Genomic DNA, 15,790 nt, shown 5'->3' on the forward strand with positions numbered 1-15,790 from the left:
AAAGATGTCATTAACTGCTGGGATTGTCGGCTTGCCTAATGTTGGTAAGTCAACTTTGTTTAATGCAATTACTAAGGCTGGAGCTGAAATGGCCAATTACCCGTTTGCTACAATTGAACCAAATGTTGGGATGGTTGAAGTGCCGGATAAACGTCTTGCTCGAATTCAAGAATTAATTCCAGCCAAGAAGATTGTCCATACCACCTTTGAATTTACTGATATTGCTGGATTGGTAAAAGGCGCTTCTAAAGGTGAAGGCCTTGGTAACAAGTTTTTAGAAAATATTCGCCAAACTGATGCAATTGTTCACGTCGTACGTGCTTTTGATGATGACAATATTACTTCCGTAACTGGTAAAGTTGATCCAGAAGAAGATATTAATACCATAAATTTGGAGCTTGCGATTGCCGACCTTGATGCCGTTAATCGTCGTATTGCTAAGGTAAAGAAAATTGCTCAGCAAAATGATAAAGAAGCCAAAGCTGAATATAATGTTCTTGAAAAAATTAAACCGGTTTTAGAAGAAGGTAAAGCTGTTCGTTCAATCACTTTTAACGAAGAAGAGGAGAAAATTGTCAAAGGTTTATTCCTTTTGACTGATAAGCCAGTTATCTACGTTGCCAACATTGCTGAAGCATCAATGGCTAATCCTGAAGATGATAAGTACTTCCAAATTGTTAAGAAACACGCTGAAAGCGAAAATGCTGAGTGTTTAGGAATTTCAGCAGCCACCGAAGAAGAAATTGCTGGTCTTGATGATGATGAAAAGGCAGAATTTTTGGAGGCTGAAGGAGTAAGTGAGTCTGGTCTTGATCGATTAATCCGAGCTGCATATCACATCTTGGGATTGAGAACATTCTTTACGGCGGGTGGACCAGAAACCCGTGCTTGGACTTTTCATGAAGGAATGAAAGCTCCACAAGTTGCTGGTGTTATTCATTCCGACTTTGAGCGTGGCTTTATCAGGGCTGAAGTGGTTTCATATCAAGATCTTGACAAGTATGAAACTATGCAAAAGGTTAAAGAAGCTGGCAGATTGCGCCTCGAAGGCAAAGACTATGAAGTACAAGACGGCGATATTATTGAATTTAGATTTAACGTTTAGGAAAACATAATGGCAGAAAAAAATACTGAAGAACAAGCAAAAATCGATATTAATAAGCAAGAAAAACTTAAAGAAAAAGTTGCCGACCAGAATATGGAAGATGAAGTTAAGGAAATGGCACCAGCAGAGCTGCGCCAGCAACTTAGCAATAAAAACTCTGATTACGTGTATCGGCTTCAAAAAGAGCTCGAATCTCAAGGCAAGATGAGCTCAGCAGATGCAACTAGTCGAGTAGATGAACTGTTATCCGACTTAGTTATTGCTCAGCGCCATGGGCAGCCAGCAACTACTTTTTATGGTATGTCTCCCAAATTAAAGGCAGCTGATATGCTGAAACCAAAAGTGAAAACGGCAACAGATATTCCATTTTGGCAATATGCAGTTGATGGTGCTCTTCTTTATATTGCAATTTTTGTTGGTCTTTTTGGTCTGATTGCTCTTTTTAGTCCTCAGGCAACCCAAAATAATCAGATGGGAATTATTACTTTAGTACTAATTGGTGCTACAATGGGAGTCTTTATGGTCAAGTATAATGACTGGGTAATGCCGGCGGCCGGCAAAGGCCGAAAAATTCCCTGGTCGAAACTGCTTATAGGGATAGTTGGTCTTGTTTTGGCACTTCTTGTTTGCTCGTATCTCTTGGCCCTACCGATATTCAAAATGATCAACCCGGTGTTACCTGGTATTTATGACATTATCATTGCGGCTTTGGTATATGGAGCGCGTTGGTTATTCCGCCGTCATTATCAAATTATTGGTTCAGTGTTTAATCCGGCGCAGAAAAACAAATAAAGTGATTTCCGTCAAGAAAAGCGCTATAATGAAATAACTATGTATTTATGAGGATAAATAGACTTATAGAGTCTGTTTATCCTTTTTAAAATATTTTGGCGCATAAAAGAGTTTCTTTTTTCACTTGAGTAGAAAGAGGTATTGAATGATTAACACGCTGGGTAAATCAATTAGGCAATATAAGAAGCAGTCTATATTGTCGCCAATCTTTGTTACTTGTGAAGTTATCATTGAAATGTTGATTCCTTATCTGGTTGGTATTTTAATTGATAACGGGATCATGAAAGGCAATATGTCATATATTGTCAAAACTGGAATCGTATTACTTATTTTTACAGCGATTTCACTGGTTTTAGGTGCTGGAGCGAGTTATTTATCCGCTCATGCTGCAGCTGGTTTTGCCGCTAATTTGCGTAAAGATATGTTTTACCATGTTCAAGACTTTTCATTTGAAAACATTGACCGTTTTTCCAGTTCCAGTTTAGTTACGAGAATGACAACTGACGTTAATAATGTTCAAATGGCATATCAAATCTTAATTCGAATTGCCGTTCGGGCGCCTATGATGCTAATTGTCTCCATAGTAATGTCGGTGATTATTAGTCCAAGATTGTCTTTGATTTTTGCCGTTTTAATGCCAATTTTTGCCATTTCGGTCGGTATGGTTATAAGAACAGTTTATCCTTATTTGCCAAAAGTATTTAAAGGCTATGACCGGATGAATCAGGTTGTTCGCGAGAATATCCGTGGCATTCGGGAAGTTAAGACTTATGTTCAAGAAGATTCGCAAACTAAAACTTTTGAAAATGCTTCTGGGGTTATTTACAGACTATTTACAGCTGCGCAAAAAGTCTTGTCACTTGATTCAATGATTGTTGTAGCCCTTTTAAATATTTCAAACCTGGCGATTTGCTGGTTCGGTGCAAAAGAAGTTGTTGGTGGCGGTCTACAGACAGGCCAGTTGATTTCGATGTTTTCATATTCAAACTCGGTTTTAAATAGTTTGAACATGCTGGCGATGGTTTTCACGCAACTAATTGTTTCAGCTTCTAGTGGTCGTAGAATTGCCGACGTAATTAACGAAAGACCATCGATTGAAAACCCACGTAAACCTCTAACTAATGTTACTAATGGCGAGATCATTTTTGATCATGTTAATTTTAAATACAATCAGGGTGATAGGAATTTAGCTTTAAATGACATTAACTTAGAAATTCAACCTGGTGAAACTTTGGGCATTATTGGCAAAACTGGTTCCTCTAAGTCAACACTGGTTGCTATGATTCCTCGTCTTTACGATGCTGACTCAGGTGCTGTCCGAGTTGCTGGTCATAATGTTAAATCATATGATTTAAAAACTTTACGTGACAATGTGGCAGTAGTTTTGCAAAACAACGTGCTGTTTTCGGGAACCATTAAAGAAAACCTGAAGTGGGGTAATGAAGATGCAACCGATGAGGAGATTTTAGCCGCAGCTAAAATCGCCCATGCTGATGACTTTATCAGTGAAATGCCCGACAAGTATGATACCAAAATTGAACAAGGTGGTAACAATGTATCTGGTGGCCAGAAGCAAAGAATTACAATTGCTCGTGCGCTTTTGAAAAATCCAAAAATTTTGATTTTGGATGACTCTACTTCTGCTGTGGATACGCATACTGAACGCGAGATTAGAGAATCCCTGGCGGAAAAAATGCCCGACACGACCAAGATTATTATTTCGCAGAGAATTGTTTCAATTAAGGATGCAGATCGAATCATTGTCATGAATGATGGCAAAATTCAGGATATTGGCACTCACGATGAACTAATCAAGCGTAACGACTTATATAGTTCAATTGCTAAGTTCCAAGAAGAACAAAAGAGGTAGGTGAGAAGTTTTGGATAAAGCAGTAGAAAATAAGAAGGCAAGCATGAAAGGACACCGCGTCTCAACGCTTGCTCGCTTACTTAAATTAATTGCAAGCACTAGTCCGTGGATGCTTATTACGTCAATAATTGCGGTTGTTTTAGCGGCTGCAGCGAATGTGGTAGGGTCATTATTTATTGAGCGTTTGATTAATACTTATATTATTCCGCTAACCAAGCAGGCTCATCCAAATTACGGTCCTCTTTGGCAAGCAATTGTCATTATGTTTGGTTTCTATGCTATCGGTTTTATATCCAACTACCTTTTTGCGGTATTAATGGCAATTTTAGCGCAAAAAGTACAGTATAGAGTGCGTAACGAAATGTTTGCTCACATGGAACTATTACCAATTGCTTATTTTGATGAAAATGACTACGGGGACATTATGAGTCGATATACTAATGATATCGACACACTGATGCAAATGATTTCTCAGTCAATTCCGCAATTTATGAATTCAATGCTAAATATTGTCTTTGTTCTAGGAGCAATGTTTAGCTTGAGCTGGCAATTAACGATTTTTACATTAGTCATCTTTGCATTATCAATCGGTGTGGTTCGTTTCTTGACAACACGTTCGTCGCATTACTTTCAGCTACAACAAAGAGAATTGGGACAAGTTAATGGCTACAATGAAGAAATGCTCAATGGCTTAAAAGTCATTAAGGTTTTTAGTCATGAGCCGCAAGCAGAAGCGGAATTTGACGTTTATAACAAGGCACTTCAAGACGCTGCCGGTAAAGCTAACACCTATTCAACCGTTTTATTTCCGATTATGGGTAATATGGGTAACTTATTGTATGTTTTAATTGCCATTATTGGTGGAGCAGTTGCGATTAACCGTATTGCTCCGCTATCACTTGGTGTAATTGGAGCCTTTTTGCAACTTTCCAAGCAGTTTGCCATGCCAATTGCGCAGATTTCGCAGCAATTAAATTCTATCGTAATGGCTCTAGCTGGGGCAAAGAGAATTTTTGACCTTGAAGATGAACCAATTGAAGTTGATAGTGGTGATGTAACCATTACCAAAGACGAAAACGTTAGAGGTGCTTGGCATTGGAATGTTCCTCAAAAAGATGGCTCCGTTAAAAAGGTTACAGTTAAGGGACACATTGTTTTTGATAACGTTAATTTTGGTTATTCTCCAAATAAGCAAATTTTATACAACATCTCGCTTGATGCTAAGCCGGGTATGAAGGTCGCTTTAGTTGGAGAAACCGGTGCAGGTAAAACAACTATTTCGAATATGCTTAACCGTTTTTATGAAATTGGTTCAGGTAAGATTACCTATGATGGCATTCCGATTAACCGCATCAAAAAAGACGATCTGCGTCGTTCTTTGTCAATTGTTTTGCAAGAAACTCACTTGTTTACAGGTACAGTAATGGATAATATCCGTTTTGGTAATGTAGATGCAAGTGACGATGATGTTTATCAAGCTGCACATTTGTCTCATGCTGATGAGTTTATTCATCATCTAGATGAGGGCTATAAGACGGTTATTGACGGTAATGGCGGAGACTTATCGCAAGGGCAAATGCAATTACTTAGTATCGCTCGAGCAATGATTGCAGATGAACCAGTTATGATCTTAGACGAGGCTACCTCGAGTATTGATACCCAGACTGAGAAGCTGGTGCAAGCTGGAATGGACAACCTCCTGGCTGGCCGGACGAGTTTTGTAATTGCCCACCGTTTGTCGACAATTGTTAACTCAGACTTAATTTTAGTTCTCGATCATGGTCATATTATCGAAGCAGGTAGTCACGAAGAACTCTTAAAAGAAAAAGGTTACTACTACGAGCTATATACCGGTAAGAAAGAAATTGAATAGTATTAAATAAAATATTCCTAGTATTCATTGAGTACTAGGAATATTTTATTGTTGTTGAGGGTATCATTTTTCGTTGACACAATAGCCAAGAGTTTTAGTTCCACCTTGGCGATTCGTCATAGAGGCATATTGCTGGTTTGGATCATGCTTTGTAAAAAAATCGATTTTTTCCAGTTAAGCTAACAAAACCCATAGGCAATACATATGTAAAAGCACATTCAAATCCTTAAAAGGAAACATCAGTTTGTCCTATGGTAAAATAAAATAAGTGTGTGAAGACTAAATTAGCACTATTTTGACGTGTTCAGAGCTAAACATAAAGGAATTAAATAATGAATCAGATTTTTCAAATTCTAAGCGAACGTAAAGGAGATTTATGGATTGCTTTATTACAGCACATGCAAATCTCGTTACTATCGCTTTTGCTAGCAATGATAATTGCTATGCCATTAGCTTTTTGGGCAACTAAACATAAAAAAGCTGCTGAGTTTTTATTACAAGTAACTAGTATTTTGCAAACAATTCCATCTTTAGCTCTTCTAGGGCTGTTAATTCCATTAGTTGGAATTGGCACAGTTCCGGCCGTTATTGCTTTGATTGTCTACGCTTTACTGCCGATTTTTCAAAATACTTATATCGGTTTGACGACAATCGATCCAGCACTTGAAGAAGCTGCTGATGCTTTTGGTATGTCGCGGCTGCAAAAACTAAGCAAGGTTGAGCTCCCTTTGGCAATGCCAACTATAATATCCGGCATTCGGACAGCACTGGTTTTAATTATTGGCACGGCAACAATGGCGGCTTTAATTGGTGCAGGTGGTCTTGGCAGTTTTATTTTACTAGGAATTGACCGTAATAATACTGCTTTGATTGTGATTGGCGCGGTATGTTCTGGAGTTTTAGCAATCAGTTTAAGTGCATTAATCAAGTGGTTAGAACATGCTTCGGTTAAAAGTGCAATTAGCGTTTTAGGCGTTTGCATCATTTTTTTAGCTGGTTCGGGAATTTATGAGGCTGTTGGCAATCAAACTGAAACTGTCACAATTGCGGGTAAGCTTGGATCCGAGCCAGAAATTTTAATTAATATGTACAAAGAATTAATCGAGGATAGTAATGCGCATGTTAAAGTGACGTTAAAGCCTAATTTTGGCAAAACAACTTTTTTATATAGCGCTTTGAAAAATGGCAAAATCGATATTTATCCTGAGTTTACAGGGACAGTTTTAGAAACCTTTGCCAAAAAGCCAGTTGCCACAGCAGGTCTTAACGAAAAACAGACTTATCAAAAAGCACGTGAATTGATGAAAAATCAAGATAAATTAGCTCTTTTAAAACCAATGGCTTATGACAATACGTATGCCTTAGCAGTAAAAACAGATTTTAAGAAAAAGCATCAGTTAAATAAAATTAGTGATTTGACCGGAATTGAACCGCAATTAAAAGGCGGAATGACAATGGAATTCATTGATCGCGGTGATGGTTTTAAAGGAATCAAGAAACTTTACGGCCTAAATTTCCCAGTTAAGTCAATGGAGCCGGCGTTACGCTATCAGGCTATCCAACAAGGAAAAGTCAATATAGTTGATGCATATTCAACTGACAGCGAATTGCGGCAGTATCATATGAGTATTTTAAAGGATGATAAACACAATTTCCCAATTTATCAAGGTGCTCCTCTGATGAGTCTTGACTTTGCGCGTAAGCATCCTGAAATTGTGAAGAGCCTAAACCGGTTAGCTGGTAAAATCACTGAGGAGCAAATGCAGGAAATGAATTATGAGGTCAATGTAAAAAATGCCGCTCCGGCGCTTGTAGCTCACAAATACTTGGTTCAGCACCACTTGATTAAGGGGAAACAATAATGACAACAGCAATTAAATTTGATCATGTCAACAAGACTTTTGCTGATAGTCTTGTAGTCAATAACCTTAATCTTGAAATCAAGCAAGGTGAGCTATTTGTGCTGGTGGGAAACTCTGGCAGTGGCAAAACTACTTCGATAAAAATGATTAATCGTTTAGAAGATCCTAGTTCCGGTCAAGTGCTTATAAATGGGCGGCCAACTAATGAATACAATTTACAAAAACTACGCTGGGATATTGGTTACGTGCTGCAAGAAATTGCTCTTTTTCCCAATATGACGGTCGGTAAAAACGTTGGACTTATTCCTGAAATTAAAGGTGAAAAGAAAGATAAAGCCCAACAGAAAATGATTGAAAAGCGGTTGTATGAAGTTGGACTTGATCCAAAAACCTATTATAATCGTTACCCCAGCGAGCTGTCTGGTGGTGAACAACAACGAATTGGCATTCTGCGAGCAATTATTTCGAATCCACCAGTTGTTTTAATGGATGAACCATTTAGTGCACTTGACCCATTGTCACGCACTAACTTGCAGAACTTGGTAATTGCCTTGCATCAAAAAATGCAGAATACGATTGTCTTTGTTACGCATGACATGAATGAAGCACTTAAGATGGCAGATAGAATTGGTGTTATGAAAGATGGAAATCTACTTCAGGTTGATAAGCCACAAGAAGTTTTGCATCACCCAGCTAATCAGTTTGTGCAAGAGTTTTTCGGGGGCAGTTTAGGAAGCGATCTTTATGAAACTACTCTTCATGAAGCCAGATTATTTAATCAGCTGAATGAGACTAAAAAGCAACTACAAGCAATTAAGACAATTAGTGAAGAAACTAAGTTTGCCCAAGTGTTGCAACTTTTGAGTGATGAAGAAGAATTAGCCATTACTGACAAAAATGAAAATTTGCTTGGCTATCTTGATCGCCAATGGGTAATTAAATATCTAGCAAAAGTTAACGGCCCTAATTAATAACGTCTTAGTGGAATTTGTTTATTTTTTTAATAAAAAGATAAAGTTATTACTGAATATTAGGTGATTTTCATAAAATTGGCTAAAATAGGTATCAAAGATTCTACTAGATTGTGTTCGGTAGAGATAAACTAAAAAATAACCAATTAATAGTATTTAAAGAAGGGAACAGCCCTATGAAAATTTTGGTGGTCGATGATGATAAAGAAATTGTCGAATTATTAAGCATTTATCTTAAAAATGAAGGTTATATACCTGTGGTGGCATATAGTGGTAAGGAGGCTGTGACAAAGCTCACAACCACTCCTGACATTGCCTTAATGATTTTAGATGTAATGATGCCAAGTATGAGTGGTATTGATGTTATCAAAGAAGTTCGCAAGGATTCAGACATTCCCATTATTATCGTTTCGGCTAAAACCGGCGATATGGATAAAATTCAGGGTTTAATTACCGGGGCTGATGACTACGTTTCTAAGCCGTTTAATCCGCTTGAAGTAATGGCGCGGGTTCGTTCACTTTTACGTCGCAGTCAAAAGCAAGTTAAAGATGATGAACCAGATGTCTTAGAAATTGGGCCATTGATTATCAATCGCGATTCGCACGAAGTCAGAACAATTGATGGTAAGGATATTCAATTAACCGCGTTAGAATTTGGTATTTTATATTTACTTGCAAGTCATCCGAACCGTGTTTTTTCAGCGGATGAAATTTTTGAACGTGTTTGGCAGCAAGAGTCGATTGTTTCAGCTAAAACCGTAATGGTTCACGTGTCGCATTTGCGTGATAAAATTCAAAAAGCAACTGATGGCGAAGATGTCATTCAGACAGTTTGGGGAGTTGGCTATAAAGTTGAGGCTTAACTAAATGAAAAAAGACCATGTTCGACTAACGGCTGCCGAAAAAAGTGAGTTGTTTGCTGAAGGCGTTATTACTATTGTTTTATTGCTTTTACTAAACTTGTCAGTGATTATTTTAATCAATTTGACAATTTTACAAGATGAAAACCTCATCAATGGTATTTACTTTTTAAAAAAGACCATTACCTTTGCTGGTGGGCGCCATTTGTGGTCGTGGCAGAATACTTTTTTGATTTTGATGGGAATTGGCGATTTAATCGTGCTGTATTGGCGCTTGATTCGGCGCTATCATCAAATGCAACTGCGTCACGTCATTTCTGAATTACATTATATTGCTCAAGGCCATTTTGATCACACTATTTCATTTAAAGTAAAAACCGATTTACAGAAAGTAATCGATTCAATTAATTCTTTAGTTGATAGTACAGTAAATGCTATTGAAGAAGAACGAGCAATCGAAAAATCTAAAGATGAACTAATTAGCAATGTGTCACATGATATTAGGACGCCCTTAACGTCAATCATTGGCTATTTAGGCTTACTAAAAGCTGGTGTTGCGAATCCTGAAGATCAGCAGCGCTATCTTGACATTGCATATATGAAAGCTGAACAAATGAAGTCTTTGGCCCATGACCTGCTTGAATATACAACAATTAATTCAAACGATACTAAATTGAAGTTATCTTCGCTTCATATTTTTTCAATGCTAGAGCAAGTTGCTGCTGGTTTTGAGTTTGAAGCTGAAGAAAAGGGGATAACTTTTAACATTGAAACAAGACCTAAGGATTTAACGATTCAGGCTGATCCAGAAAAACTAGTGCGGGTATATAACAACTTGATTACTAATGCGATTAAATATGGCGCTGAAGCGACGCAAATCAACTTAATTGCCAATTTAGTCAATAACAATGAAGTTGAGCTAAGGGTTGAAAATAATGGCTCGCAAATTCCAAAAGAATCACTGAAGAAAATTTTTGATCGTTTTTATCGCGTGGAAACTTCTCGTAATACCAAAACTGGTGGAACTGGGCTAGGTTTATCGATTTGCAAGAGTATTGTTGAACTGCATCACGGTAAGATATACTGTGAATCTGATAATAATTGGACCCGTTTCATTATTTGTCTGCCACTGGACCCAAAGAATGCAAAAACTCACGCCTAGCTGTGTTATAATTTTGACTGAGATATCAAACGAAGGGGTATAGCATGAGTATTTCTTTAAATACCTGTATTTTAATTTTAAAAGAACACCACCTGCTTAAATCAAGTGCAATTCAAGACACGGTCAGAACCAAAATGGAATATGTGTCATATGATTCGCGTGACATTGAAACAAACACGCTGTTTTTTTGCAAGGGGGCGGGATTTAGACCGACTTACTTGTCAATGGCTAAAGATAATGGCGCCAACTGTTATGTTGCCGAACAACCATTTCCGGAAGGAAAAGGGATGCATGCTTTAATTGTGCGTGACGTTTCAAAAGCAATGGCTTTATTATCTGCAGCCTTTTTCCGCTTCCCGCAGGATGACTTATTTGTCATTGCGGTTACCGGTACTAAAGGTAAAACAACAACAGCTTACTTTTTAAAAGGGATGCTAGATCAAGTTAACGGTGGCCGGACTGCACTTATTTCTTCGGTTAATAATGTGGTCGGTCAAAATCCAGAGGATACGTTTAAGTCAAGCTTGACTACCCCTGAGTCACTCGACTTATTCCGTGATATGCGTAATGCTGTTGATAATGGGATGACGCATTTGGTAATGGAAGTTTCTAGTCAAGCATATAAGAGAAACCGAGTATTTGGTTTAACTTATGATTTAGGCTTTTTCTTAAATATTTCGCCAGATCACATTGGTCCAAATGAGCATCCAAATTTCGCGGATTATTTGCACTGCAAGTTACAACTCTTGGTCAATGCGCGCAAATGTATTATTAATGCGCAAACGTCCCACTTCAATGAAGTATATGCGGCAGCCACGACAACTACTGATCCTGATAGTATATATTTGTTTGCCGAAGAAAAGTTTTCTAACCCTGATTTGCAGCAGACTATTGATTTCCGATATTCTTCTGAAGAAATTGATATGGTAAGAACTGAATTCCAAGTTTCATGCGTTAGTGATAAGGCTAAGCAGCTAAAAATTGGTGGAGATTATCAGTTAAAAATGCTGGGAGATTTTAACGAATCAAATGGTACTGCCGCTGTGATTGGTGCTGGTTTAGCCGGAATGGACCATGATTCTGCTGCTAAAGGAATTAATGAAGTTACTGTTCCGGGCAGAATGCAGACTGAAGTTACTAAGAATCATGGCATTGTGGTTGTTGACTATGCTCATAATGAGGCTTCAATGATGGCGCTCATGAGCTTTATGCAGCGTGAATTTGATAACCCAAATATCATTGTGGTTGTTGGCGCTCCTGGAGATAAGGGGATTTCCCGCCGACCTGGTTTTAGCAAAAGTCTCAGTACCTATGCTAATCAAGCGTTTTTGACTACTGATGATCCGGGTTTTGAAGATCCGCTGGAAATTTGTCAGGAAATTGATGCGGGCATCGATCATTCAAAAGTGAATGTAACTATTGAATTAGATAGAAAAAAAGCTATTCGCGATGCTATTAGTATGTCCCAGAAAGGTGATGTAGTATTAATTTGCGGCAAGGGTGAAGACGGTTTTCAAAAGATCCGTGGCGTTAACACGCCATACCCTTCAGATATTAATGTTGCCCAACAAGTAATCAACGATTTGGAAGGTCAAAGCGAACACTTTAATTAGCGGAAAAAGCAGAAATATGAAAAATTTTTTTACTATTCTTGGAGGAATGGGTACGATTGCAACTGAAAGCCTTGCTCGACAGTTGAATCATAGGGTTAAAATCACTAAGGATCAGGATTACTTAAACTATATTTTAGTTAATGATGCGCAAGTTCCTGATCGTACAGCCTATATCAAAGACCATTCTAAGCCAAATTTTTATAATAGTTTGCGAGAAGATGTATTGCAGCAAGCGCAGTTATCACCAGACTTTTTTATTATGCCTTGTAATACTGCTCATTATTTTTATGATGATATGGCTAAACTCTCTGATGTGCCATTTTTGCATATGATGCGGATTGCAGTGCATCAGTTTGTGCAAGAATATCCAAATGAGCAAAAAATTGGGCTAATTGCCACGGAAGGTTCAATTTATGATCATCTTTATGTTGACGAACTTAATCTGGTTAGCCGGCAAGCAGAATTAGGTGGACCTGAGATCCAACCGATGGTAACAGAATTAATTTATTCCAATATTAAGCAAAAAGGTGTTGTTGACAAAGAACTTTATCACCGCATTTTGCGCACTATGCACGATAAATATGGTTGTAATGTGATTTTACTTGGTTGTACAGAATTATCGCTTGCACAAGAAAAAGCACCAGATCACCCGTATAACGTGATTGATCCACAGTCAATTATTGCGGATGTGGCAATTGAATTAGAACTAAAAATTCGCACGGGCATGGATCCAAGAGAAGCCGTTAAGAAGTACTTATACTAAAAAGTCATTACTATAGATAAAGCAATATCTAGAAGTCAGCTGAACCAACAAATGAGATAGGCAACAGTTTTATTTTTTAAAAACGACTTTAAGAAAAGCTATTATCTGATTAAATTAATATAATGGAAAAAATGCGGTAACTGATATCATTAAAACTTGGCTTGGTTATTCTAGCATTCTTTATATCAAAGTGATTACATTTTATAATTAAAAATATAATAAAGCGTGCAAAAAAGCAGGACATTCCTATTGGAGAATGTCCTGCTTTTTAGTTACTATTTAATTTTTGAACTTGTTTTTTAAAGTTATCCTTGAAAATGAACGATCCAGAAACGGCAATGTCTAAACCTGAGTCAGCTAATTTTCTAATATTCTCATCATCAATGCTTCCATCAGCCTCAATTAGATAATGATAATTATTCTTTTTCCTTATTTCATCTAGTAGCTTAACTTTTTCAACGGTAGAGTTAATAAATGCAGCGCCACTAGTTCCAGGATTAACTGACATTACCATCACTTGGTCAACAAAATCAAGTACTGGAAAAATTGCAGAGATTGATGTACCCGGGTTAATAACTATTTCACACTTTTTTCCTAAAGCTTTGACTATATTTAATGCTCGATGAATATGAGGCGTTGATTCGAGGTGAATGCCAATATTTTTTGTTGTAGAAAAATTGTAATTTCCAATTAATCTTTCGGGATTTTCAACCATCATGTGAATATCAAGTGGTATTGAGGTTTGTCTACTAATTTCTTTAACTGATTTTTCACCAAAATCAATTTCGGGAACGAAATGTCCGTCCATTACATCAATATGAAGAAAGTCAACTCCGGAATTAGATAGTTCACCTAAGGTCCTTTCTAAATTGATTTTTGGTCCGCTATGTAAAGAAACTGATATTTTAGTCATTTAAAATTCCTCCTTAATTAATAAAATAACTTTTAAATAAACCTTTTAGGTAAGCAAAACAAAAATTGCACGGTATAAGTGCAAATTTAAAAACATATTATTTCACCCCACCGTGCAATTTTTATTTTTAATTATAAGTTGATAGCGCTTAATATTAAATCGTAGAGAGGCGGATGAGGAATGTTCTTTGATGAAAAAATAATTGAACTTGGAGTAAGTGCACAAAGCAATACAGAAGTAATTAGAAAATTGGCTAATGTGCTAAAACAAGAAGGTATAGTGAAAAAAAATTATTTAAAACATGTTTTGGAAAGAGAAGATAATTTTCCAACAGGGTTGCAGTTGGAATACGGGATTGGAGTTGCTATTCCTCATACGGATTCTAAATATGTTAGTACTTCCCAAATTGCACTTGCAACTTTAAAAAAGCCTGTTTTGTTTAAGAGTATGGTAAATAAATCAGCTAATGTAAAAGTTAACTTGGTGTTCATGATTGCAATGAGCGAGCCACACGAACAGGCTGGTCTGCTAAGCAATCTGATGACATTTTGTCAAAACAAAGAGGCAGTTAGTGAGTTGCTAACCGCTACAGATGTTGAAAAAGCATACGAAATTTTAACAAAATATGATTTGAATTGAAGGAGTATAGATTATGTTTGTACAAGCGATACATTGGTTTTTGAACTTAGGATCAACTGTAGGTATTCCAATTATTATTATTATACTGGGCCTGATTGTTGGACTAAAACCGTCTAAAGCACTTATTTCAGGTTTAACTTTAAGCGCTGGATTTATTGGAATGAATATGGTTGTTAATATGATGGCAACTAATTTGCAACCAGCTATTAAGCTAATGGTTGAACGCTATCACCTATCATTAAGCATTATGGACGTTGGATGTGGTGTTGGTGGGCCTCTGGCATTTTCAAGTTCTTTAGGAGTTCTGGCAATTCCGTTAACCATTTTAATTAACTTAGTATTGGTTTGGATTGGCCTAACAAGAACTTTAAACGTTGATATATGGAACCTCTGGCAACCAACTTTTATTGGTTTGCTTGTTTGGGCCGTTACTGGTAATTACGTATACGGTATCATTGCACTTTGTGGAGGCTTCTTACTCGAGCTACTCCTAGCGGATTTGATGCAGCCGATTACCGAAAAATTCTTTAATTTGCCAGGTATTGCAGTTACTCATACTATGGCTCTTTCTGCAACAGTACTAGCAGTCCCTTTGAACTGGCTATTTGATAAAATCCCAGGGTTTAACAAATTAGATGCCAGTCCAGAAAAAATACAAAAGCGCTTTGGTGTACTCGGTGACCCACTTGTAATTGGATTTATTGTCGGCATCGGTATCGGACTTCTTGCTGGTTTTGACCTATCAGGAATTTTGCAATTAGGAGTTGAAATGGGTGCAACTTTGAAAATTATGCCAAAAATGATTTCTATGTTTATGGAAAGCCTAACACCTATTTCTTCAGCAACGCAGGAATTCACAAAAAAGCACTTGCGTGGTAAAAAAGTCAATATTGGTATGGATGCTGCGCTAACTGTTGGTCACCCAGCTGTTATTGCTACAAGCGTTTTAATGATTCCTATTTCATTATTTTTGGCTACAATTTTGCCAGGCAATAAAGTACTTCCACTTGGCGATCTAACTCTTTATGTTTATGTATTTACTTTATTAGTTGGAGCTTTTAAGGGAAATATTATAAGAAGCTTAATAGGTGCTACCATCTACTCAATTCCAATGCTCTATTTGTCAACATGGCTATCGCCGTTAGTAATGAAGAGTTTTAAGTTGGCTAATTATAGTATTAATACGAAGGGCGCCTTTTCGTTTGAATTGTCTGGATTATGGACAAACTCAATATTTGTTTGGATGGCTCAAAATATGGGAGTTATCGGTTTAGGCATTATGGTTGTGGTATTGCTTGGACTTCTGTATTACTTAAATGTCATCAAGAAGTTTAATTCTGATGAAATCGTAAAGGAAGGTAAATAAT

Annotated in this window: 13 protein-coding genes; 12 read left to right on the forward strand and 1 reads right to left on the reverse strand. The window is 37.2% G+C overall.

All coding sequences use genetic code 11. The annotated features are described in order from the left end of the window. The first annotated feature begins 4 nt into the window (after positions 1–4). From ychF to AC2JF9_RS06290, 10 genes are all read left to right on the forward strand, one after another. Positions 5–1,105: a redox-regulated ATPase YchF gene (gene ychF, locus AC2JF9_RS06245; RefSeq protein WP_500726055.1), complete on the forward strand. Its 1,101-nt coding sequence runs from the start codon at positions 5–7 to the stop codon at positions 1,103–1,105. 9 nt (positions 1,106–1,114) lie between these two features. After that, complete coding sequence (locus AC2JF9_RS06250; protein WP_500726057.1) at positions 1,115–1,897, forward strand: DUF1129 family protein; 783 nt, start codon at positions 1,115–1,117, stop codon at positions 1,895–1,897. 145 nt (positions 1,898–2,042) lie between these two features. Beyond that, the gene (locus AC2JF9_RS06255; protein ID WP_500726059.1) at positions 2,043–3,767 is read left to right on the forward strand and encodes an ABC transporter ATP-binding protein; all 1,725 of its coding nucleotides are present in this window, start codon (positions 2,043–2,045) and stop codon (positions 3,765–3,767) included. A gap of 43 nt (positions 3,768–3,810) precedes the next feature. Continuing rightward, a complete protein-coding gene (locus AC2JF9_RS06260; RefSeq protein ID WP_500726215.1) occupies positions 3,811–5,640 on the forward strand; it encodes an ABC transporter ATP-binding protein in 1,830 nt (609 codons plus the stop codon). Positions 5,641–5,972: 332 nt separating this feature from the next. Beyond that, on the forward strand, positions 5,973–7,502 hold the full coding sequence (locus AC2JF9_RS06265; protein WP_500726061.1) for an ABC transporter permease/substrate-binding protein: 1,530 nt from the start codon (positions 5,973–5,975) through the stop codon (positions 7,500–7,502). Continuing rightward, the gene (locus tag AC2JF9_RS06270) at positions 7,502–8,473 is read left to right on the forward strand and encodes an ABC transporter ATP-binding protein (RefSeq protein WP_500726064.1); all 972 of its coding nucleotides are present in this window, start codon (positions 7,502–7,504) and stop codon (positions 8,471–8,473) included. The genes AC2JF9_RS06265 and AC2JF9_RS06270 overlap by 1 nt, the downstream gene beginning before the upstream one ends. A gap of 176 nt (positions 8,474–8,649) precedes the next feature. Continuing rightward, positions 8,650–9,336, forward strand: coding sequence for a response regulator transcription factor CroR (gene croR / locus AC2JF9_RS06275; protein WP_500726066.1), 687 nt, complete (start codon positions 8,650–8,652; stop codon positions 9,334–9,336). 4 nt (positions 9,337–9,340) lie between these two features. Then, entirely contained in the window at positions 9,341–10,495 is a 1,155-nt protein-coding gene (locus AC2JF9_RS06280; protein WP_500726068.1) for a sensor histidine kinase, read from the forward strand. 44 nt (positions 10,496–10,539) lie between these two features. Further along, on the forward strand, positions 10,540–12,108 hold the full coding sequence (locus AC2JF9_RS06285) for a UDP-N-acetylmuramoyl-L-alanyl-D-glutamate--2,6-diaminopimelate ligase (protein WP_500726072.1): 1,569 nt from the start codon (positions 10,540–10,542) through the stop codon (positions 12,106–12,108). Between the two features lie 16 nt (positions 12,109–12,124). Continuing rightward, on the forward strand, positions 12,125–12,871 hold the full coding sequence (locus tag AC2JF9_RS06290) for an aspartate/glutamate racemase family protein (protein WP_500726074.1): 747 nt from the start codon (positions 12,125–12,127) through the stop codon (positions 12,869–12,871). A 268-nt stretch (positions 12,872–13,139) separates the two neighbouring features. Here the strand turns inward: AC2JF9_RS06290 and AC2JF9_RS06295 are convergent, their stop codons facing one another. Then, positions 13,140–13,784: a ribulose-phosphate 3-epimerase gene (locus AC2JF9_RS06295; RefSeq protein ID WP_500726076.1), complete on the reverse strand. Its 645-nt coding sequence runs from the start codon at positions 13,782–13,784 to the stop codon at positions 13,140–13,142. A gap of 180 nt (positions 13,785–13,964) precedes the next feature. Here AC2JF9_RS06295 and AC2JF9_RS06300 point away from each other — a divergent pair, with 180 nt between their 5' ends. Continuing rightward, on the forward strand, positions 13,965–14,423 hold the full coding sequence (locus AC2JF9_RS06300; RefSeq protein WP_500726078.1) for a PTS sugar transporter subunit IIA: 459 nt from the start codon (positions 13,965–13,967) through the stop codon (positions 14,421–14,423). A 13-nt stretch (positions 14,424–14,436) separates the two neighbouring features. Next, complete coding sequence (locus tag AC2JF9_RS06305; RefSeq protein ID WP_500726080.1) at positions 14,437–15,789, forward strand: PTS galactitol transporter subunit IIC; 1,353 nt, start codon at positions 14,437–14,439, stop codon at positions 15,787–15,789. Position 15,790: the final 1 nt, after the last annotated feature.

The sequence above is a fragment of the Lactobacillus sp. C449L genome (assembly GCF_059900815.1).